The sequence below is a fragment of the Streptococcus sp. 210928-DFI.4.42 genome (assembly GCF_020554365.1).
Taxonomy (GTDB): domain Bacteria; phylum Bacillota; class Bacilli; order Lactobacillales; family Streptococcaceae; genus Streptococcus; species Streptococcus parasanguinis_S.
This window is the reverse complement of the sequence record NZ_JAJCHF010000003.1, coordinates 95,532-113,231: the sequence shown is the minus strand read 5'-3', so window position 1 is coordinate 113,231 and position 17,700 is coordinate 95,532. Positions and strand designations below refer to the sequence as shown.

19 protein-coding genes and 1 other annotated feature are annotated in these 17,700 nt (G+C 42.7%); of the genes, 17 read left to right on the top strand and 2 right to left on the bottom strand.

From position 1 onward, the window contains the following. Positions 1 to 36: 36 nt before the first annotated feature. The 10 genes from ccdA2 (at position 37) to trpB (ending at position 9,475) form a co-directional block, all read left to right on the top strand. Positions 37 to 747 carry a thiol-disulfide oxidoreductase-associated membrane protein CcdA2 gene (gene ccdA2 / locus LIZ08_RS02080; protein WP_049483939.1) on the top strand — a complete coding sequence of 237 codons (711 nt, stop codon included), beginning with the start codon at positions 37 to 39 and terminating at the stop codon, positions 745 to 747. Between the two features lie 26 nt (positions 748 to 773). Next, positions 774 to 1,139 (top strand): hypothetical protein, encoded by a 366-nt coding sequence (locus LIZ08_RS02075; RefSeq protein WP_227038167.1) that lies wholly within the window; start codon positions 774 to 776, stop codon positions 1,137 to 1,139. Between the two features lie 59 nt (positions 1,140 to 1,198). Then, the gene (locus LIZ08_RS02070) at positions 1,199 to 1,759 is read left to right on the top strand and encodes a redoxin domain-containing protein (RefSeq protein WP_155125909.1); all 561 of its coding nucleotides are present in this window, start codon (positions 1,199 to 1,201) and stop codon (positions 1,757 to 1,759) included. Between the two features lie 11 nt (positions 1,760 to 1,770). Continuing rightward, positions 1,771 to 2,892, top strand: a complete 1,122-nt coding sequence (msrB, locus tag LIZ08_RS02065) for a peptide-methionine (R)-S-oxide reductase MsrB (RefSeq protein WP_227038166.1) — start codon at positions 1,771 to 1,773, stop codon at positions 2,890 to 2,892. Positions 2,893 to 2,950: 58 nt separating this feature from the next. Next, complete coding sequence (locus LIZ08_RS02060) at positions 2,951 to 3,685, top strand: response regulator transcription factor (protein WP_227038165.1); 735 nt, start codon at positions 2,951 to 2,953, stop codon at positions 3,683 to 3,685. Continuing rightward, positions 3,682 to 5,394 carry a sensor histidine kinase gene (locus LIZ08_RS02055; protein WP_227038164.1) on the top strand — a complete coding sequence of 571 codons (1,713 nt, stop codon included), beginning with the start codon at positions 3,682 to 3,684 and terminating at the stop codon, positions 5,392 to 5,394. Before LIZ08_RS02060 ends, LIZ08_RS02055 begins: the two co-directional genes overlap by 4 nt. A gap of 284 nt (positions 5,395 to 5,678) precedes the next feature. Then, positions 5,679 to 6,254, top strand: coding sequence for a YutD family protein (locus LIZ08_RS02050; RefSeq protein ID WP_049474406.1), 576 nt, complete (start codon positions 5,679 to 5,681; stop codon positions 6,252 to 6,254). A gap of 6 nt (positions 6,255 to 6,260) precedes the next feature. Then, positions 6,261 to 7,349, top strand: a complete 1,089-nt coding sequence (gene rlmN, locus LIZ08_RS02045; protein WP_003005918.1) for a 23S rRNA (adenine(2503)-C(2))-methyltransferase RlmN — start codon at positions 6,261 to 6,263, stop codon at positions 7,347 to 7,349. Beyond that, positions 7,336 to 7,863 (top strand): VanZ family protein, encoded by a 528-nt coding sequence (locus LIZ08_RS02040; protein ID WP_227038163.1) that lies wholly within the window; start codon positions 7,336 to 7,338, stop codon positions 7,861 to 7,863. Before rlmN ends, LIZ08_RS02040 begins: the two co-directional genes overlap by 14 nt. A gap of 62 nt (positions 7,864 to 7,925) precedes the next feature. Next, positions 7,926 to 8,166 (top strand) — a binding site (T-box leader). Between the two features lie 121 nt (positions 8,167 to 8,287). Then, positions 8,288 to 9,475, top strand: coding sequence for a tryptophan synthase subunit beta (gene trpB / locus LIZ08_RS02035; RefSeq protein ID WP_227038162.1), 1,188 nt, complete (start codon positions 8,288 to 8,290; stop codon positions 9,473 to 9,475). A gap of 7 nt (positions 9,476 to 9,482) precedes the next feature. Here trpB and LIZ08_RS02030 read toward each other — a convergent pair whose 3' ends face one another. Further along, entirely contained in the window at positions 9,483 to 10,142 is a 660-nt protein-coding gene (locus LIZ08_RS02030) for a prepilin peptidase (RefSeq protein WP_227038161.1), read from the bottom strand. 87 nt (positions 10,143 to 10,229) lie between these two features. On the opposite strand from LIZ08_RS02030, the gene LIZ08_RS02025 reads away from it, so the two are divergent. Together LIZ08_RS02025 and LIZ08_RS02020 are read left to right on the top strand one after the other, a co-directional pair. After that, entirely contained in the window at positions 10,230 to 10,448 is a 219-nt protein-coding gene (locus LIZ08_RS02025; protein WP_003017930.1) for a YqgQ family protein, read from the top strand. Continuing rightward, positions 10,448 to 10,831: a rhodanese-like domain-containing protein gene (locus LIZ08_RS02020; protein ID WP_031575916.1), complete on the top strand. Its 384-nt coding sequence runs from the start codon at positions 10,448 to 10,450 to the stop codon at positions 10,829 to 10,831. Before LIZ08_RS02025 ends, LIZ08_RS02020 begins: the two co-directional genes overlap by 1 nt. A 44-nt stretch (positions 10,832 to 10,875) precedes the next feature. Here LIZ08_RS02020 and LIZ08_RS02015 read toward each other — a convergent pair whose 3' ends face one another. Continuing rightward, on the bottom strand, positions 10,876 to 11,601 hold the full coding sequence (locus LIZ08_RS02015) for a 16S rRNA pseudouridine(516) synthase (protein ID WP_227038160.1): 726 nt from the start codon (positions 11,599 to 11,601) through the stop codon (positions 10,876 to 10,878). Positions 11,602 to 11,779: 178 nt separating this feature from the next. On the opposite strand from LIZ08_RS02015, the gene typA reads away from it, so the two are divergent. The 5 genes from typA (at position 11,780) to LIZ08_RS01990 (ending at position 17,618) form a co-directional block, all read left to right on the top strand. Beyond that, on the top strand, positions 11,780 to 13,627 hold the full coding sequence (gene typA / locus LIZ08_RS02010; RefSeq protein ID WP_049474409.1) for a translational GTPase TypA: 1,848 nt from the start codon (positions 11,780 to 11,782) through the stop codon (positions 13,625 to 13,627). A 23-nt stretch (positions 13,628 to 13,650) separates the two neighbouring features. Next, the gene (locus LIZ08_RS02005; protein ID WP_004219693.1) at positions 13,651 to 13,899 is read left to right on the top strand and encodes a DUF3165 family protein; all 249 of its coding nucleotides are present in this window, start codon (positions 13,651 to 13,653) and stop codon (positions 13,897 to 13,899) included. A gap of 90 nt (positions 13,900 to 13,989) precedes the next feature. Then, positions 13,990 to 15,339 (top strand): UDP-N-acetylmuramoyl-L-alanine--D-glutamate ligase, encoded by a 1,350-nt coding sequence (gene murD / locus LIZ08_RS02000; protein ID WP_227038159.1) that lies wholly within the window; start codon positions 13,990 to 13,992, stop codon positions 15,337 to 15,339. A gap of 1 nt (position 15,340) precedes the next feature. Continuing rightward, positions 15,341 to 16,423, top strand: a complete 1,083-nt coding sequence (locus LIZ08_RS01995) for a UDP-N-acetylglucosamine--N-acetylmuramyl-(pentapeptide) pyrophosphoryl-undecaprenol N-acetylglucosamine transferase (protein ID WP_045759164.1) — start codon at positions 15,341 to 15,343, stop codon at positions 16,421 to 16,423. 376 nt (positions 16,424 to 16,799) lie between these two features. Further along, positions 16,800 to 17,618 carry a cell division protein FtsQ/DivIB gene (locus LIZ08_RS01990; protein ID WP_406698110.1) on the top strand — a complete coding sequence of 273 codons (819 nt, stop codon included), beginning with the start codon at positions 16,800 to 16,802 and terminating at the stop codon, positions 17,616 to 17,618. Positions 17,619 to 17,700 lie beyond the last annotated feature (82 nt).

The window sequence follows — 17,700 nt, the reverse complement described above, 5'->3', positions numbered from 1 at the left end:
TTTATACTGGTATCAGAAAGAAAGGGAGGTAGTGAAATGATTCAAACCAGTTTGTTTTCCATTTCAGTATTCTTAGCGGGAGTTCTATCCTTTTTCTCCCCATGTATTTTGCCACTGATGCCAGTCTATGTAGGGATTCTATTGGATTCTGAACGTGTGAAAACTGTTCGAATTTTTGGAAGAGATATTTCTTGGTATGGCTTGGTGAAGACTCTTTGTTTTATCGCAGGTCTATCAACTGTTTTCCTAATTCTAGGATACGGTGCAGGGGCTCTTGGTCAGGTATTGTATGCTCCATGGTTTCGCTATCTGCTAGGAGGGATTGTGATCTTACTAGGGATTCACCAAATGGAAGTGATCAATCTGAGACAACTCCAAAAGCAAAAGACTATCCAACTCAAAAAGAATCGGGAGCGCAATGAATTCTTCAATGCTTTTCTGATAGGGGTCACCTTCAGTTTTGGTTGGACCCCTTGTGTCGGACCAGTTTTGAGTTCTGTTCTAGCCATTGCAGCTTCTGGAGGAGATGGTGCATTGCAAGGCGCTCTCCTGATGCTGGTCTATACATTAGGTTTGGCGCTCCCCTTCTTAGTCTTGGCTCTGGCCTCTAGCTGGGTTCTACAACATTTTGCTAAACTCAAGCCCCATATGGGAACCTTGAAAAAAATTGGTGGTGCCCTCATCATCTTGATGGGCATCTTGCTGATGCTAGGAAATCTTAATAGCCTCGCATCCCTGTTTCACTAATCTTGAATGATTAAAGGAGAAAAATCATGAAAAAAATTCTTGCACTTTCTATTGCTACACTTAGCATCGTCACTTTAGCAGCTTGTTCTGGACAGAAATCAGATTCAGACATGAAAAAAACGGACGATAGTAGTATGATGAAGAAGGACGATATGAAGAAGGACGATATGAAGAAGGACGATATGAAGAAGGACGATATGAAGAAGGATGACATGAAGGATTCATCCATGTCCGATGATAAAATGAAAAAAGAAGACATGAAAGATTCATCTATGATGTCTGACAGCAGTTCTGAAATGAAGGACGATATGAAAAAGGATGAGATGAAATCCAGCGATTCAGAAATGAAAGACGAAAAGAGTGGATCATCTGATATGAAATCAGACAACTAATGAAAGAAGGGAGAGGTCATCTGAGGATGACTTTCTCCTTATTTAAAGAGGTAATAATGATGAAGAAATTAGCTTTAGTAGCTGCAGGATTCTTGTGTACTGGACTTTTGGGGGCTTGCTCGAGTCAAGGAATGGCTACTTCCAATAAGGACATGAGCCAACAAACAGCCAAAGCTGGGGCTAGGCAACCATCTGGCAAGAAAGTGAAGGAGTTTAACCTGCAAGGAGTAGACGGTAAGACCTACCGCTTATCCGATTACAAGGGAAAGAAAGTTTACCTCAAATTTTGGGCTTCCTGGTGCTCAATCTGTCTTTCAACATTAGGCGACACAAATGATTTAGCAAAGGCAGAGGAGGGTAAGGATTATGTGGTCTTATCCGTTGTAGCTCCAACCTTTAATGGTGAAAAATCGGAAGCAGATTTCAAAAACTGGTACCAGTCTTTGGATTACAAGGATTTCCCGGTCTTGCTAGATAGTAAAGGGGAACTGCTAAAAGAGTATGGGATTCGTTCATATCCATCGGCGCTCTTTATCAATAGTGATGGGACTTTAGCAAAGAGTCATATTGGCTATATGAATAAAGAGGATATCCTCAAGACCCTAGAGAACATGCAGTAAGGAGATAGACAATGGAAACAAAATGGAAAGTGTTTGCTATCCTTCTCGTTGGCTTACTATTCATTGGTTTCTTTTTCTTTAGTAAGGGATCAAACGGAATGGATCAATCAGAAACAAGCACTGAGATGATTAAAAAAGCATCGATGAGTCAGACTCCAGTAGCCAAAAAGGAAACAAATGAAACGGTTGATCCAAAGGATCAGCGTGAAATTTATTTGGCTGGTGGTTGCTTCTGGGGCGTAGAGGAATATTTCTCCCGTGTTCCAGGTGTGATCGATGCTGTATCAGGCTACGCTAATGGAAAGGGAGAAACGACCAAGTATGAATTGGTCCCTCAAACAGGCCATGCTGAAACAGTTCACATCACCTACAATGTCAAGAAGGTATCTCTGAAAGAATTGCTCCTGCATTATTTCCGGATTATCGACCCAACGTCGAAGAATCGACAAGGAAATGATCAAGGAACACAATACCGAACAGGTGTCTATTATGTCTCCCAAGAAGACCTTCCAACTATTAACCAAGTCTTTGAAGAGGTAGCAAAAAAATACGACAAACCGTTAGCGGTGGAAAAAGAGCCACTGACTAATTTCATCAAGGCTGAGGACTACCACCAGGATTATCTAAAGAAACATCCGAATGGGTACTGCCATATCGATGTCAATCAGGCTTCTTATCCTGTTATTGATGCTAGTCGCTACTCCAAGCCAAGCGATGAGGAGATCAAAAAGAAGTTATCTCCTGAAGAGTATGCGGTGACACAAAAAAATGATACCGAACGGGCCTTCTCCAATCGTTACTGGGATCAGTTTGATGCCGGTATTTATGTAGATGTCGTGACCGGTGAGCCGCTCTTTTCCTCTAAGGATAAATTTGATTCTGGTTGTGGTTGGCCAAGTTTCAGTCGGCCTATTAGTCCTGATGTGGCCATCTATAAGGAGGATAAGAGTTTCAATATGACTCGGACAGAAGTTCGGAGCCGTGTGGGAAATTCTCATCTGGGCCATGTTTTTACCGATGGTCCCAAGGAAAAAGGTGGCCTTCGTTACTGCATCAATAGCTTGTCAATCAAATTTATCCCTAAAGCAGAGATGGTGGAAAAGGGCTACGGTTATTTATTAGACTATGTCTGAGACATTTGGATCCACAATTTGCTATAATAAGCATAGCAAAAACAAGTAGGTGAAAGACATGTATGCGATCATGATTGTGGAAGATGAAGAGCTTATCCGGCAGGGATTGACTTCCTTAGTGGATTATGAACAGTTTGGAATGACCGTCATCAACCAGGCAGAAAATGGCCGTAAGGCCTGGGAGAAGTTTCAAGATCAACCAGCTGATATCCTTCTAACCGATATCAATATGCCACAAATGAATGGCTTGGATCTGGCCCATCTCGTCAAAGAGCAGTCTCCGTCTTGTCATATCATTTTTTTGACAGGTTATGATGACTTTGAGTTTGCAAGGAAAGCCATCAAGTTAGGTGCAGATGATTATTTGCTGAAGCCTTTTTCAAAAGATGATATTGAAGAGATGTTAGCAAAGGTGAAAGGAAAACTCGATCAAGAGCGAAAAAAGGCGCAAGTCGAAGATTTGGTCAGTCATGGTTATTCGACAGACTTGGAAGAAGCCATTCATGCTCGTTTAGCAGATTCCCAGTTAACCCTGAAGGATTTGGCCTATCAACTTGGTTTCAGTCCCTCTTATCTAAGTGTATTGATCAAGAAAAAATTGGGACTTCCCTTTCAAGAATACCTTATCCAGGAGCGAATGAAGAAGGCTCGGCTCTTGCTTCTCACGACAGATTTAAAGATTTATGAGATCGCCGATCAGGTTGGTTTTGAAGATATGAACTATTTTTCTCAACGCTTTAAGCAGGTTGTTGGGGTGACGCCAAGGCAGTACAAAAAAGGAGAGCATGAATGAAACGATATCCTTTGCTGATCCAGCTGGTCCTCTACTTTTTTCTCTTCATTCTCTTGCTGTTTGGTCTTATCGGTAGCCTCTATTATCAAACGAGTTCAGGGGCGATCCGCCAGCTAACGGAGCGGACGACAAGAAATAGTATCGACCAAAGTAGTCAGTTTATTACGTCTTATCTAAAAAAATTAAAGCAGACCACAACAGTGCTTAGTAAGGAACAGGCTGTTCGCCAATTTGCCCAAGATAGGAGTGCGGATCAAGAAACGGTTCAGCACTTGATGCGAACGATGATTGAAACGGATCCGGACCTGGTCTCAGCAGTCCTGGTGACTAAGGACGGACGTCTGGTAGCGACAGATACCAAAATCAGCATGCAGACTTCTTCAGATATGATGAATGAAAGTTGGTATCAAGAGGCGATTAAGGAAAGAGCCATGCCTGTCTTAACGCCTGCTCGAAAGGAATCCTTGACCTCGGAAAAAGAAAAATGGGTGGTTTCTATTACCCAAGAAGTGGTCGATCAGACTGGCCAAAATCTCGGAGTAGTACGCTTGGATATTGGCTACGATAGCCTTCAGGCTTACTTGGATCACCTTCAACTAGGGAAACAAGGCTTTAGTTTTATCATTAATCAAAAGCATGAGTTTGTCTACCATCCTAAAAAGGCGGTCTATTTCTCCAGCCAAGAAATGCAGGCCATGCAGCCCTATATTGCTGTGAAAGATGGCTATGCTAAAGGAGGGCAGAATTTTATCTATCAGGTTCCGATTCCAGATAGCGATTGGACCTTGATTGGAGTGGCTTCACTTGAAGGACTTCAGATGCTTCAGTCGCAGCTCCTGTACTCTTTCATTGGTCTAGGATTACTAGCTTTGATCATGTGTTTAATAGGTATTGGATTTGTTCTGCGTTTGTGGATCAAACCCTTACGAGACCTTCAGACTATCATTTTGAGAATTGGAGCAGGAGATGCTCACGTGAGAGCTGCAGCCAAAGGATCTCCAGAATTGGTGGACCTCGCTCAAGCTTTTAATGCCATGTTGGACCAAATCGATAACCTCATGCAACAGGTCAAGGAAGAGGAACAGAACGCACGGCGGTACGAGCTGCGGGCACTTTCTGCTCAGATAAATCCGCATTTCCTCTACAATACCTTGGATACGATTGTCTGGATGGCAGAGTTTAATGATAGTCGGCGCGTGGTCGACATCACCAAGTCTCTGGCTCAATATTTTCGACTGGCTCTCAACCAAGGCCAGGAGCAAATCCTACTGAGAGATGAAATTGACCATGTCCGCCAATATCTTTTCATTCAGAAGCAACGTTATGGTGAAAAGCTCAATTATGAAATTCTAGAAGATGAACGGTTGGGTGACTATCAGCTTCCTAAATTAGTGCTTCAACCATTAGTGGAAAATGCGATTTACCACGGCATTAAAGAGATCGATCGGCCAGGTCTCATTCGAGTGACAACTGAAGTCAGTGGAGACTACGCCTGCGTATCGATTTTTGACAATGGACGAGGGTTTGATTTATCAGAATCAACAGCCCAAACCCTTCTTCGTTTAGGAGGTGTTGGTTTGAAAAATGTGGACCAACGATTGCATCTTCAATTTGGTGAAGCCTATCATATGGAGATTGATTCTAAGGCCAATAGCTATACGAAAATCACTCTTTATTTGCCCCTTTCATCCGGCAATGAATATTCATAGAGGCTGGGACAAAAGTCCTAGCCTCTCAATTATTTTTGGATTGTTGAGCAAGACGCAGTGGTTGAGTGGGCTCTACTACGCTGATTTCATCAGCTTTTATAGCCCTACTCAACTGTGCGGAGGTGGGACGACGAAATCGAATTCTAACGAATTACCGATTTCTGTCCCACTCTCTTTTTGCTCTCAAAGGAATTTCAACTCTTTTCTAGTCAAATCTGACGCAAGTCATCAAATTTATGATAAAATAAAGTGTTACAGTAAATAGATTTTGATGAAGGAACACTATGCGAAAAGAAATTGACCCTGAATTATATAATTACAATAAATTTCCTGGACCTGTGTTTCGTCAGGTAGGAGACCAGATCCTTTCAGAAAACCTCTCCTTTGAGCTGTTGAAAAATGAGAAGGAAGCTTTTGATGCGACTGTTTTTGGTCAGAGATTTTCTGAGATTTTAACCAAGTTTGATTACATTGTTGGTGATTGGAGCAATGAGCAGTTGCGCTTGCGTGGCTTTTATAAGGAAGAGCGCGATGTTGCAACGATGGATAAATTAAGTCGCTTAGACGATTATTTGTTAGAATATTGTAGCTATGGTTGTGCTTATTTTGTCCTTGAAAATAAGGAGCCCCATCGTGCTTCTTTTGATAAGAAATCACCGGTCAAAAAAGCTCAATCAGAAGAAAGAGAGCCGAAGAAGCGTTCGCGCAATCGCAAACAAAAAGATCGTTTCCAAAAACGAGAACGCGACAAGGGACAGTCAGCCAATAACTCGAAAAAAACAAGACCGTCTGCTGAGACCAAAAAAACAACGAAGACAGACAACAAACGTCATTTTGTGATTCGACAAAAAGAGGAGTAAGAAAGAATGAAACCATCCATTTATAGTTTAACACGCCAAGATATGATTGATTGGGCGGAAGAAAACGGGGAAAAGAAATTCCGTGCAGCACAAATCTGGGAATGGCTCTATCGCAAACGCGTCCAGTCCTTCGAAGAAATGACCAATCTTTCTAAGGATTTGATTGCAAAGTTAAATGATCAGTTTGTCGTCAACCCACTCAAGCAACGGATCGTGCAAGAGTCAGCAGATGGAACGGTCAAGTACCTTTTTGAATTGCCAGACGGCATGTTGATTGAAACCGTCTTGATGCGTCAGCACTATGGATTATCTGTCTGTGTAACGACTCAGGTAGGATGCAATATCGGTTGTACCTTTTGTGCTTCTGGTTTGATCAAAAAACAACGAGATTTGAACAATGGGGAAATCGTGTCTCAAATCATGTTGGTCCAAAAATACTTTGACGAACGTGGCCAAGATGAACGGGTCAGCCATATCGTTGTCATGGGAATCGGAGAACCATTTGACAACTATAACAATGTCTTGAAATTTATCCGGACGGTCAATGATGACAAGGGATTAGCGATTGGTGCTCGTCATATTACCGTGTCAACTTCTGGTTTGGCTCATAAAATTCGTGACTTTGCAAATGAAGGTGTGCAGGTCAATTTGGCAGTGTCTCTTCATGCACCAAACAATGACTTGCGCTCTAGCATCATGAAGATCAACCGGGCCTTTCCAATTGAAAAATTGTTTGCGGCGATTGAATACTATATTGAGACTACGAACCGTCGGGTGACCTTTGAGTACATCATGCTCAATGAAGTCAATGATGGAGTCGAGCAAGCCTTAGAGTTGGCAGAATTGCTCAAGAATATCAAGAAATTGTCTTATGTCAACTTGATTCCTTATAATCCTGTCAGTGAGCATGACCAATATAGCCGGAGTCCAAAAGAACGGGTCATGGCCTTCTATGATACCTTGAAAAAACAAGGTGTTAACTGTGTAGTGCGTCAAGAGCACGGTACAGATATTGATGCAGCCTGTGGCCAATTGCGTTCAAATACCATGAAACGGGATCGGGAGAAAGCGATTGTTGAACATGCGCAACCTTAAACAAGGGCTGATCGATCATACAGAACTAACAAAAAGAGGAAGAAGGCTGTTACGGAGTGGCAGCTTCTTCTATTTTATCCTCTTGTGTTTGATGTGTTTTTTGCCCCAACAGCCAGAGCCAGGTATGGAAACACCGGGTATTCAACATTTCGGTCGCATCGTCGTCCTGCTGGTTCCTTTTAATTCGGTGATGAATCTTGGTCAGATCACCAGTGCCCTCCAACTCATTAAGGTCATTCTCCAAAACATAGCCAATATCTTTTTGTTAAGCCCGCTGGTCTTTCAACTCCTCTGGCTATGGCCCTGGTTGAGGAGCCGCAAACGGGTCTTGTGCTTCGGTTTTGCGATGAGCTTGTGGATTGAATGCAGCCAAGTTCTGTTAGATCTCTTGTTTGATGCCAATCGTGTCTTTGAGCTAGATGATTTGTGGACCAATACCTTAGGCGCTTATCTGGCTTATTTAGGCTTTCAGTATTGCAGAGCACGATTGCTAGCAAAAAATGGGGAAATGTAAAATCCGAACATTTTAACCACTTTTTAAAATTTTTGTTGACAAAGTCAGAAGCGGGAGCTATAATAACTTCAAGACATCAGAAAAGTAGAGATTTTTCTCACTTCCAGGGAGCTTGTGGTGATTGCGAACAAGCAGTGGTGAATCTTGAAATGGGCTGATGCGTTTATGATGATGAATTTGAAACAATAAAAATTCGGTGAGCACACCTTATCGTGCACCCTGTTGTTAGACAGGTCAGAGATGTAGGAGAAAAAATAGCCTCCTACAATTGAGGTGGCACCGCGGTATCGAATCGTCCTCACACAGATTTTTCTGTGTGAGGTTTTTTGTATCTCAAAGGAACCCAGTGAGACTGCAGCTCAAAGGACCCGCGAGAGAAAAAGATCATAAACAGGATTGAAGATATAGAAAAGAGGACACAATCATGACAGAAACAAAAGGCTATTTCGGACAATTTGGTGGATCTTTCGTACCAGAACCCATTCAAAACTTGCTGGATCAATTAGAGGCAACTTTTGAACAGTATAAAAAGGACCCAGAGTTTATCGCAGAATACAAACATTATTTGAAAGATTACTCTGGTCGGGAAACACCGCTCTACTTTGCGGAAAGTTTGACAGATCATTTAGGTGGGGCAAAAATTTATTTGAAGCGCGAAGACTTGAATCACCTAGGTTCGCATAAATTGAATAACGTTCTGGGGCAAATCCTCTTGGCTAAACGCATGGGCAAAACGCGCGTGATTGCTGAAACAGGAGCCGGTCAACACGGTGTAGCTACAGCAGCTGCGGCAGCTAAGTTCGGTATGGCCTGTGATGTCTACATGGGGGCAGAAGACGTGGAACGCCAACGCTTGAATGTCTTCCGCATGGAAATGATGGGGGCAACCGTTCATGCGGTTGAAACCGGGACTAAGACCTTGAAAGACGCCGTTGATGCTGCCTTTGGAGCATGGATGGCGGATCTAGATGTCTTTTACGTTTTGGGTTCTGCTGTTGGCCCTCACCCATACCCAACTATTGTGCATGAATTCCAAAAAGTGATCAGTGAAGAATCTAAACGTCAAATCTTGGAAAAAGAAGGTCGTTTGCCGGACTATGTGATTGCCTGTGTCGGTGGTGGCTCCAATGCCATCGGTGCCTTTTCTGAATATGTCGCAGAAGAGGAAGTCGGCTTGATTGGGGTAGAAGCAGCTGGACATGGCTTGGACACCGATCAACACGCAGCGACCATGACCAAAGGGACTATCGGTGTGGTTGATGGGATGAAGACCTATGCAGTCTTTGGCGAAGATGGAAAAGTAGCGCCAGTGTACTCGATCTCTGCTGGTTTGGACTACCCAGGGGTTGGTCCAGAGCATGCTTTCTTTAAAGATTCTGGTCGTGTCGAATATGTGGCTGCAACAGATGATGAAGCAGTAGAAGCTCTTCTTCTCCTCAGTAAGACAGAAGGAATCCTCCCAGCCATTGAAAGCTCACACGCGATTGCAGAAGCGGTCAAACGTGCTCCACAATTAGATAAAGACAAGATCATCATCATCAATGTTTCCGGACGTGGGGACAAGGACGTAGCTGCCATCGCTGATTATCTAGAAGCGAAGGCTGCAAAATAAAAAGAATTTATCTGCAAAACATCGTATAAAGCAGTAAAGCGTGATAACTGAGAAAGAGACAGGGTACAAAGGGAATCCGGTCTCTTTCTTTTTTGAGAGCAAAGACGAGAATCCCTAAGATGGATGCGATCTGAATGAGAATGAGGATCTTGGTAGAGGAAAAGGTCAGCGAGAAGGTAGCGAGTAAGAGGAAATCTCCTGCTCCCATTCCGATAAAGAAAAAGTGAGCTCCTATCGCAAGGAGTAAAAAGACCAGCATGAGGAGATTACTACCGGATAAAAAGAGGACCAAGGCATGGAGACAGCACCAGATGACCAAGGGGTATTCCATAAAGCGAAGGTCATAAATGGCTAAAACGGCAGCTCCCAGTAGTGTTAGAAGCTGAGGCAGAGAAAGAAAACCATTGGCGCAGGCTAAAAAGAGCAGGCCACTCCAGACCTCAAAAAGGCAGTACCAAAATGGGTAGGTCTGATGACAATAGCGACAGCGAAAGCGGTGCAGTAGTTGTGAGAGGATGGGGATGAGATCCCAAACTCCAAGGACGTGTTGGCAGTGATCACAATGACTGCGAGGAGCGAGAACAGATTGGTTTGGGAAACGATCGACAACTAGTCCCAAAAAAGAGGCGATGCAAGTACCGATGGTAAAAAAATAAAAGTTGATCATACTTATTTATTCGTAAAGCAATCGGAAAATTTCATCATTTGCTTGAAAATCTTGTAAAGCCTTTCTAAATTTGATACAATAATGAACATGAAAAACCTGTATGATGTTCAACAATTTTTAAAACGTTTTGGAATCATCATTTATGTGGGGAAGCGCCTCTATGACATCGAATTGATGAAAATTGAGCTTCAACGTCTTTATGATGCAGGCCTGATGGAACGGCTCGATTATTTAGAAGCCGATACCGTTTTAAGAAGAGAACACAAGCAAGAATTAGAATTTTTGAAAAAGAGTGAGGTAGAGTGATGGGTAATATCATTGTTTGGTTGGTTATTTTAGGAGCATTTGGATGGATGGCGTTTAATTATTTCCGCATCCGTAAAGCTGCTAAATTTGTGGATAATGCAACCTTTGAAGAGCTGATTCGTCAAGGTCAGTTGATTGATTTGCGAGAGCCGGCTGAGTTTCATGCCAAGCATATTTTAGGAGCACGCAACATTCCTTCTACTCAGTTGAAGTTGAGTCTTGCAGCCTTGCGCAAAGACAAACCGATTTTGCTCTATGAAAATAGCCGTAGTTCGCGTGTAACCAATGCGGCCCTATATCTTAAGAAACAGGGTTATACAGACATTTATGTCTTGTCTTATGGTCTTGATTCTTGGAATGGGAAAGTGAAAAAAGACGCTTAATAAAAAAGAGCTCTAACTGCACAAAGTGTGTGGTTAGAGCTTTTTTATCTCGTTTTTTCAAGGTAGTATTTGACCCATGTGAGCTCCACCTCATTCAAAGGCCGGCTTTCTCCAGGGGCTAACTGAGGATCCAAGGTGAAGGGACCAAAAGACAAGCGTTTTAAGGTCATTACTTTGACTCCAATGGCCAAAAACATCTTTTTCACTTGGTGGTATTTTCCTTCTGAGATTCGGACCTGGGCCTTGCTGTAGCTGGGGTTACTTTCTAGAATAGTTAAGGAAGCAGGCTTGCAGATAGGGCCGTCCGTGAATGAAATCCCATTCTGAAATTGCTCGATGTGGGCTGCATAGAGCGGACCATTGACTTCTACCTCATAGACCTTCTCCACATGGTATTGGGGATGGAGTAGTTGAAAGCCTAAGGGGCCATTATCTGTGATGAGGAGCAAACCACTGGTGTCGCGATCGAGGCGACCAAGAGGATAGAGGTCTGGGTACTCTTGCTGGGGATCCACTAGCTCGATCACTGTTGGATGGTAGACGTCTCTTTTAGCGGTCACGGCTCCAATTGGTTTATGGAGCATGTAGTAGTGGTGACGCGGTTCCTGAATGATCCGATCCCCGATTTGAATCTGTTGGAGTCCAGGGTCGATGTTTTGGGATAGCTTTTTAGCTGGTAGGTGATCGACCAAGATTTGCCTTCGGGCCAGAAGTTGTTTGATGTCTTTGCGAGCGTAGTGATGGTCTGCCATCAATTGATCTAATCTCATGGGAGCCTCTTTTTCTGAAATTCTTATCATCAGTGTATCATGAAAAGAAAAGGAAATCGAGTCGGAGAAAAGAAATGAAGATGAAAACATTTACAACTAGCTGAACTGTGTTTTTTAGATAGGACTGTGGTATAATTGTTCAGTTAGAAATATTATTTAAAATTTTATAGAGGAAATCATGACAAAATTAAGAGAAGATATTCGTAACGTTGCGATCATTGCCCACGTTGACCATGGTAAAACAACCTTGGTAGACGAATTGTTGAAACAATCGCACACCTTGGATGAACGTAAAGAATTGCAAGAACGTGCAATGGACTCAAACGATCTTGAAAAAGAACGTGGGATTACGATCCTTGCTAAAAATACAGCCGTTGCTTATAACGGAACTCGAATCAATATTATGGACACACCAGGACACGCGGACTTCGGTGGAGAAGTGGAACGGATCATGAAAATGGTCGATGGGGTTGTATTGGTCGTTGATGCCTACGAAGGAACCATGCCTCAGACTCGTTTCGTATTGAAAAAAGCCTTGGAACAAGATCTTGTTCCGATCGTTGTAGTTAACAAAATCGATAAACCATCTGCTCGTCCAGAAGAAGTTGTAGACGAAGTTCTTGAACTCTTCATCGAATTGGGTGCGGATGATGACCAATTGGAATTCCCAGTTGTTTATGCATCAGCGATTAACGGAACATCTTCACTTTCAGACGATCCAGCTGATCAAGAGCACACAATGGCACCGATCTTTGATACTATCATTGATCACATCCCAGCTCCAGTTGATAACTCAGATGAGCCTCTTCAATTCCAAGTATCCCTGCTTGATTACAACGACTTCGTTGGACGTATCGGTATCGGACGTGTCTTCCGTGGTACTGTAAAAGTTGGGGACCAAGTAACTCTTTCTAAATTGGATGGAACGACTAAGAACTTCCGTGTTACCAAACTCTTTGGTTTCTTTGGCTTGGAACGTCGTGAAATTCAAGAAGCTAAAGCAGGTGATTTGATCGCGATCTCTGGTATGGAAGATATCTTCGTTGGAGAAACGATCACACCGACAGACGCAGTTGAAGCTCTTCCAATCCTTCACATCGATGAACCAACCCTTCAAATGACCTTCTTGGTCAACAACTCACCATTTGCTGGTCGCGAAGGGAAATGGGTGACCTCACGTAAAGTCGAAGAACGTTTGCAAGCGGAATTGCAAACAGACGTCTCTCTTCGTGTTGACCCAACTGATTCACCTGATAAATGGACAGTTTCAGGACGTGGGGAATTGCACTTGTCTATCTTGATCGAAACCATGCGTCGTGAAGGATACGAATTGCAAGTGTCTCGTCCAGAAGTTATTATCAAGGAAATTGATGGTGTCCAATGTGAACCATTTGAGCGCGTACAAATCGACACACCAGAAGAATACCAAGGTTCTGTTATTCAAAGCCTTTCTGAGCGTAAGGGTGAAATGTTGGATATGGTTGCAACAGGTAACGGTCAAACTCGTTTGGTCTTCCTTGTTCCTGCGCGTGGTTTGATTGGATACTCAACAGAGTTCTTGTCAATGACACGTGGTTACGGAATCATGAACCACACCTTTGACCAATACTTGCCAGTGATTCCAGGAGAAATCGGTGGACGTCACCGTGGTGCTCTTGTTTCAATCGATAACGGAAAAGCAACCACTTACTCTATCATGTCTATCGAAGAACGTGGTACGATCTTTGTCAATCCAGGTACAGAAGTTTACGAAGGAATGATCATTGGTGAAAACTCTCGTGAGAACGACTTGACCGTAAACATTACGAAAGCAAAACAAATGACCAACGTTCGTTCCGCTACTAAGGACCAAACAGCGGTTATCAAGACTCCTCGTATCTTGACCTTGGAAGAATCTCTTGAGTTCTTGAACGACGACGAGTACATGGAAGTAACACCTGAATCTATCCGTTTGCGGAAACAAATCTTGAACAAAGCAGAACGCGAAAAAGCAAATAAAAAGAAAAAATCAGCAGCTGCTGAATAATACGGAAAGAAAGGAGAAACAAAATGGTCTATTTTATCTTAGGGATTTTGATTCTCCTTTTTTACCTTTTTATGACCCCAAAAAGTATTCGTGGTACCTTAAACAGTGTCACAATGGTGGTCTTAATCGTCTCCATTATCGTACTGACTTGTCTCGCCATTTTTCAGATATTCCAACTACCGTCTGAGTTTTTTGTCGGTGCCTTTCTCGCCTTTGTTGGCTACCTGGCTTTGGTGGATATTTCCAAAATGACGACCAAACAGAAAAAATAAACGCTGACGTGATTTTTAAAGCCCTTTGGGCTTTTTAATTTTGCTAAAAAAAGGTAAAATAGAGAGTGATAAAAATGGAGCGAAGAAATCATGAAATTTGTGAAACAATTTGAAAATAAAAAGGTTCTTGTATTAGGTTTGGCGAAGTCAGGCGAGTCAGCTGCCCGTTTGTTGGATCGCTTAGGAGCAATTGTGACCGTCAATGATGGCAAACCTTTTGAAGAAAATCCAGCAGCACAAAGTTTACTGGAAGAAGGGATTAAAGTTGTGACAGGAGGTCACCCTCTGGAATTGTTGGATGAAGACTTTGCAGTCATGGTCAAAAATCCAGGAATCCCTTATTCTAACCCAATGGTCGAAAAAGCGCTTGAAAAGGGTATTCCAGTCCTCACTGAAGTGGAATTGGCCTATCTGATTTCGGATGGGCCAATTATTGGGATTACAGGATCAAACGGAAAAACGACGACGACAACCATGATCGGGGAAGTCTTGACGGCTGCCGGCCAAGGTGGTCTATTGTCTGGGAATATCGGTTTTCCAGCTAGTCAAGTTGCACAAACAGCAACAGAAAAGGACGTTCTGGTCATGGAATTGTCTTCTTTCCAATTGATGGGAATTGAAGCCTTCCATCCAGAGATTGCAGTGATTACCAACCTCATGCCGACCCATATCGACTATCATGGTTCTTTTGAAAATTATGTAGCTGCCAAATGGAATCTTCAAAAGAATATGACAGAAAAAGATGTCATTGTCTTGAACTTCAACCAAGACGTGGCCAAGGAACTGGCTACAAAAACCAAGGCAAGGGTCCTTCCATTTTCAACGGTTGAAAAAGTGGATGGGGCTTATTTGGAAGATGGACTTCTCAAGTTTAAGGGAGAAGTTGTTATGCGTGCGGATGAACTGGGTGTTCCAGGTAGTCACAATGTAGAGAATGCCTTGGCAACGATTGCTGTTGCAAAAGTCCGAGGTGTGGAGAATGAGGTCATTAAAGAAACCTTGTCGGCCTTTGGAGGAGTGAAACACCGTCTTCAATATGTGGATGAGATTCAAGGTGTCAAATTCTACAATGATAGCAAATCGACTAATATTCTAGCAACACAAAAAGCTCTTTCTGGTTTTGATAACAGCAAGGTGATCTTGATTGCAGGGGGGCTCGATCGTGGCAATGAATTTGATGAATTGGTGCCTCACATTACTGGTTTAAAGGAAATGGTGATTCTAGGGGAATCAGCTCCTCGAGTGAAACGCGCAGCAGATAAAGCTGGCGTCTCTTATGTTGATGCGGCAGATGTAGCGGATGCTACAAAGAAAGCCTTCGACTTGGCTAGCCCCGGAGATGTTGTGCTACTAAGTCCTGCCAATGCCAGCTGGGATATGTATCCGAATTTTGAAGTGCGTGGGGATGAATTCCTTGCTACAGTAAAAGGGTTGAAATAAGATGAAAAAAATAATGTTTACTGGTGGGGGAACCGTGGGACATGTGACCCTTAATCTCCTCTTGATTCCAAAATTTATCGAAGATGGATGGGAAGTCCATTATATTGGAGACAAAAAAGGAATCGAATACCAAGAGATCAAAAAGTCTGGCTTAGACGTGCGCTTCCATTCAATTGCAACGGGGAAATTGCGCCGCTATTTCTCTTTCCAAAATATGATGGATGTGTTCAAGGTGGCTTGGGGGACGCTCCAGTCCATTGCAATCCTGCTTCGTGTGCGCCCACAAGTTCTCTTCTCAAAAGGAGGATTTGTTTCTGTGCCACCAGTGATCGCAGCCCGACTCACGCGTGTTCCTGTCTATATCCATGAGTCCGATCTTTCTATGGGATTGGCCAATAAAATTGCTTATAAATTTGCTACCAAGATGTACACGACTTTTGAGCAAGCACATGGTTTGACAAAGAGTGAGCATATCGGTGCGGTAACCAAGGTTACAGATCATATTCCGCCAACTTCAGAAGTTTTAGAAGAAAAAACAAAAGGTTTCCGAAAAGACTTGCCGACCCTTCTCTTTGTCGGAGGATCAGCTGGTGCGCGTGTCTTTAATGAATTTGTGACAGAGCATCAAGCAGAGCTCTTGCACCACTACAATATCATCAATTTGACGGGCGATTCAACATTGAATCAGGCTGAGGGTGGCTTGTATCGAGTGGATTATGTAACCGATCAGTATTTGCCCATGCTCCAGAAGGCTGATTTAGTGGTGACTAGAGGTGGAGCCAATACCTTATTTGAACTCTTAGCCATGAACAAACTCCACCTGATCGTACCGCTAGGAAAAGAAGCCAGCCGTGGCGATCAGATTGAAAATGCCCAATATTTTGTGGATAAAGGTTATGCAGAGCAATTGCAGGAAGATCAATTGACGCTCGAAACCTTTAATGAAACCATTCAAGAAATGTTGAAGCAAAGCCAAGTCTACCACCAAGCAATGGAAAAATCGACAGAACTCCTTTCACTAGACGATTTTTATGGCCTGCTTCAAAAAGATATCAGTAAGGGAAAAGATGACGGACGACAATAAAAAAACGCCAACGGATGACAAAATTACAGAATTGTCAGCCTGGCAAAAAAGAAACAAAGAATATTTAGAAAAAAAAGCGCTTGAAAAAGCGGAAGAAGCTGAAAAAGAGGAAACTGAAAGCGAAGAAACAAAAGAAGACGAAGACCTTTCAGAAAAAGAAACAACTTCTGTCTCAGAGGAAGAATCTGAAGAAATAGAAGAGCCTGAAGAGGAAGATGAATCTGAGGCCGAAGAGGATTCAGAAGCAGATGGAGAAAGTTCAGAAGGAGAAGAGGATGATCCGGCTATAGAGGAGCTAGATCCTTCAGAGAAGCAAGAGAAAAAGCCTTCATTTTTTAAAGGCTTGAAGACGAAAAAACCAAAGAAGGAACCGACAGTGGCAAAACGCCACATCTATCGTGCCCTTCCGGTTATCGGAATCAGCTCGATTGTCGCCCTTCTCTCGATCTACTTTTTAAGCCCCTTGTCCACACAGAAAGTAATTGAATTTTCAGGGAACAAAGCGGTTGATCAGCAACTCTTGTATGAAAAAAGTCGCATTAAGGAAGAAGATTATACTCTGACGACCTTCCTTCATAAATCGGTCTATGAACAAAATATGAAAACGGCTAGTCCGTGGATCAAAGAAGTGCACATGCATTATCAATTCCCAGTGACCTTTAAAGTCAATGTCGTGGAACACAAAGTAGTTGCTTATTATGTGACCGGAGAAGACCACTATCCAGTATTAGAAAATGGAGAAGTCGTTGAGACAGTAACTCCAGCTTCGGAATTGCCGTCCTCCTATATTAGTTTAAAATTCTCAGATCGAGAATTAGTTAGACAATTTGTCCAAGAAATGAAGTCTATTTCTTCTTCCATTACGGATAAAATTGTTTCGGTAGATCTGACTCCGAGCAAGGTCACCAAGGATCTGGTGACCATCACTATGAAAAACGATAATAAAATCTTGGTGCCTGTTTCCCAAATTACCCGCAAACTTCCTTACTATAAGGCGATCAGTAAGCAATTAGACGATGATTCGACTATCGATATGGAGGCTGGAGTATTCAGCTATAGTGAACAATCCATCGCAGATGCCAAAGAACAGGCTGAAAAAGAAAAGGCTGAAAGTACAGAAAATCAGGATGAACATTCTGAGGAAGCAAGCCAAGAACAGAATCCAGAAGGAGAGAATTCTTCTGGGAATGAGTAAAGCCCATAAATTATCTCAAATAATTGAAGAAAAAATGTCCATTTTAGGCTTCTTTGTGATATAATGAAGTTTGGATAGTTCC

Excerpts from the sequence above, each read along its gene's own strand:
- ccdA2 (WP_049483939.1), top strand. The coding sequence starts at position 37 with ATGATTCAAACCAGTTTGTTTTCCATTTCAGTATTCTTAGCGGGAGTT.
- LIZ08_RS02075 (WP_227038167.1), top strand. The coding sequence starts at position 774 with ATGAAAAAAATTCTTGCACTTTCTATTGCTACACTTAGCATCGTCACT.
- LIZ08_RS02070 (WP_155125909.1), top strand. The coding sequence starts at position 1,199 with ATGAAGAAATTAGCTTTAGTAGCTGCAGGATTCTTGTGTACTGGACTT.
- msrB (WP_227038166.1), top strand. The coding sequence starts at position 1,771 with ATGGAAACAAAATGGAAAGTGTTTGCTATCCTTCTCGTTGGCTTACTA.
- LIZ08_RS02060 (WP_227038165.1), top strand. The coding sequence starts at position 2,951 with ATGTATGCGATCATGATTGTGGAAGATGAAGAGCTTATCCGGCAGGGA.
- LIZ08_RS02055 (WP_227038164.1), top strand. The coding sequence starts at position 3,682 with ATGAAACGATATCCTTTGCTGATCCAGCTGGTCCTCTACTTTTTTCTC.
- LIZ08_RS02050 (WP_049474406.1), top strand. The coding sequence starts at position 5,679 with ATGCGAAAAGAAATTGACCCTGAATTATATAATTACAATAAATTTCCT.
- rlmN (WP_003005918.1), top strand. The coding sequence starts at position 6,261 with ATGAAACCATCCATTTATAGTTTAACACGCCAAGATATGATTGATTGG.
- LIZ08_RS02040 (WP_227038163.1), top strand. The coding sequence starts at position 7,336 with ATGCGCAACCTTAAACAAGGGCTGATCGATCATACAGAACTAACAAAA.
- trpB (WP_227038162.1), top strand. The coding sequence starts at position 8,288 with ATGACAGAAACAAAAGGCTATTTCGGACAATTTGGTGGATCTTTCGTA.
- LIZ08_RS02030 (WP_227038161.1), bottom strand. The coding sequence starts at position 10,142 with ATGATCAACTTTTATTTTTTTACCATCGGTACTTGCATCGCCTCTTTT.
- LIZ08_RS02025 (WP_003017930.1), top strand. The coding sequence starts at position 10,230 with ATGAAAAACCTGTATGATGTTCAACAATTTTTAAAACGTTTTGGAATC.
- LIZ08_RS02020 (WP_031575916.1), top strand. The coding sequence starts at position 10,448 with ATGGGTAATATCATTGTTTGGTTGGTTATTTTAGGAGCATTTGGATGG.
- LIZ08_RS02015 (WP_227038160.1), bottom strand. The coding sequence starts at position 11,601 with ATGAGATTAGATCAATTGATGGCAGACCATCACTACGCTCGCAAAGAC.
- typA (WP_049474409.1), top strand. The coding sequence starts at position 11,780 with ATGACAAAATTAAGAGAAGATATTCGTAACGTTGCGATCATTGCCCAC.
- LIZ08_RS02005 (WP_004219693.1), top strand. The coding sequence starts at position 13,651 with ATGGTCTATTTTATCTTAGGGATTTTGATTCTCCTTTTTTACCTTTTT.
- murD (WP_227038159.1), top strand. The coding sequence starts at position 13,990 with ATGAAATTTGTGAAACAATTTGAAAATAAAAAGGTTCTTGTATTAGGT.
- LIZ08_RS01995 (WP_045759164.1), top strand. The coding sequence starts at position 15,341 with ATGAAAAAAATAATGTTTACTGGTGGGGGAACCGTGGGACATGTGACC.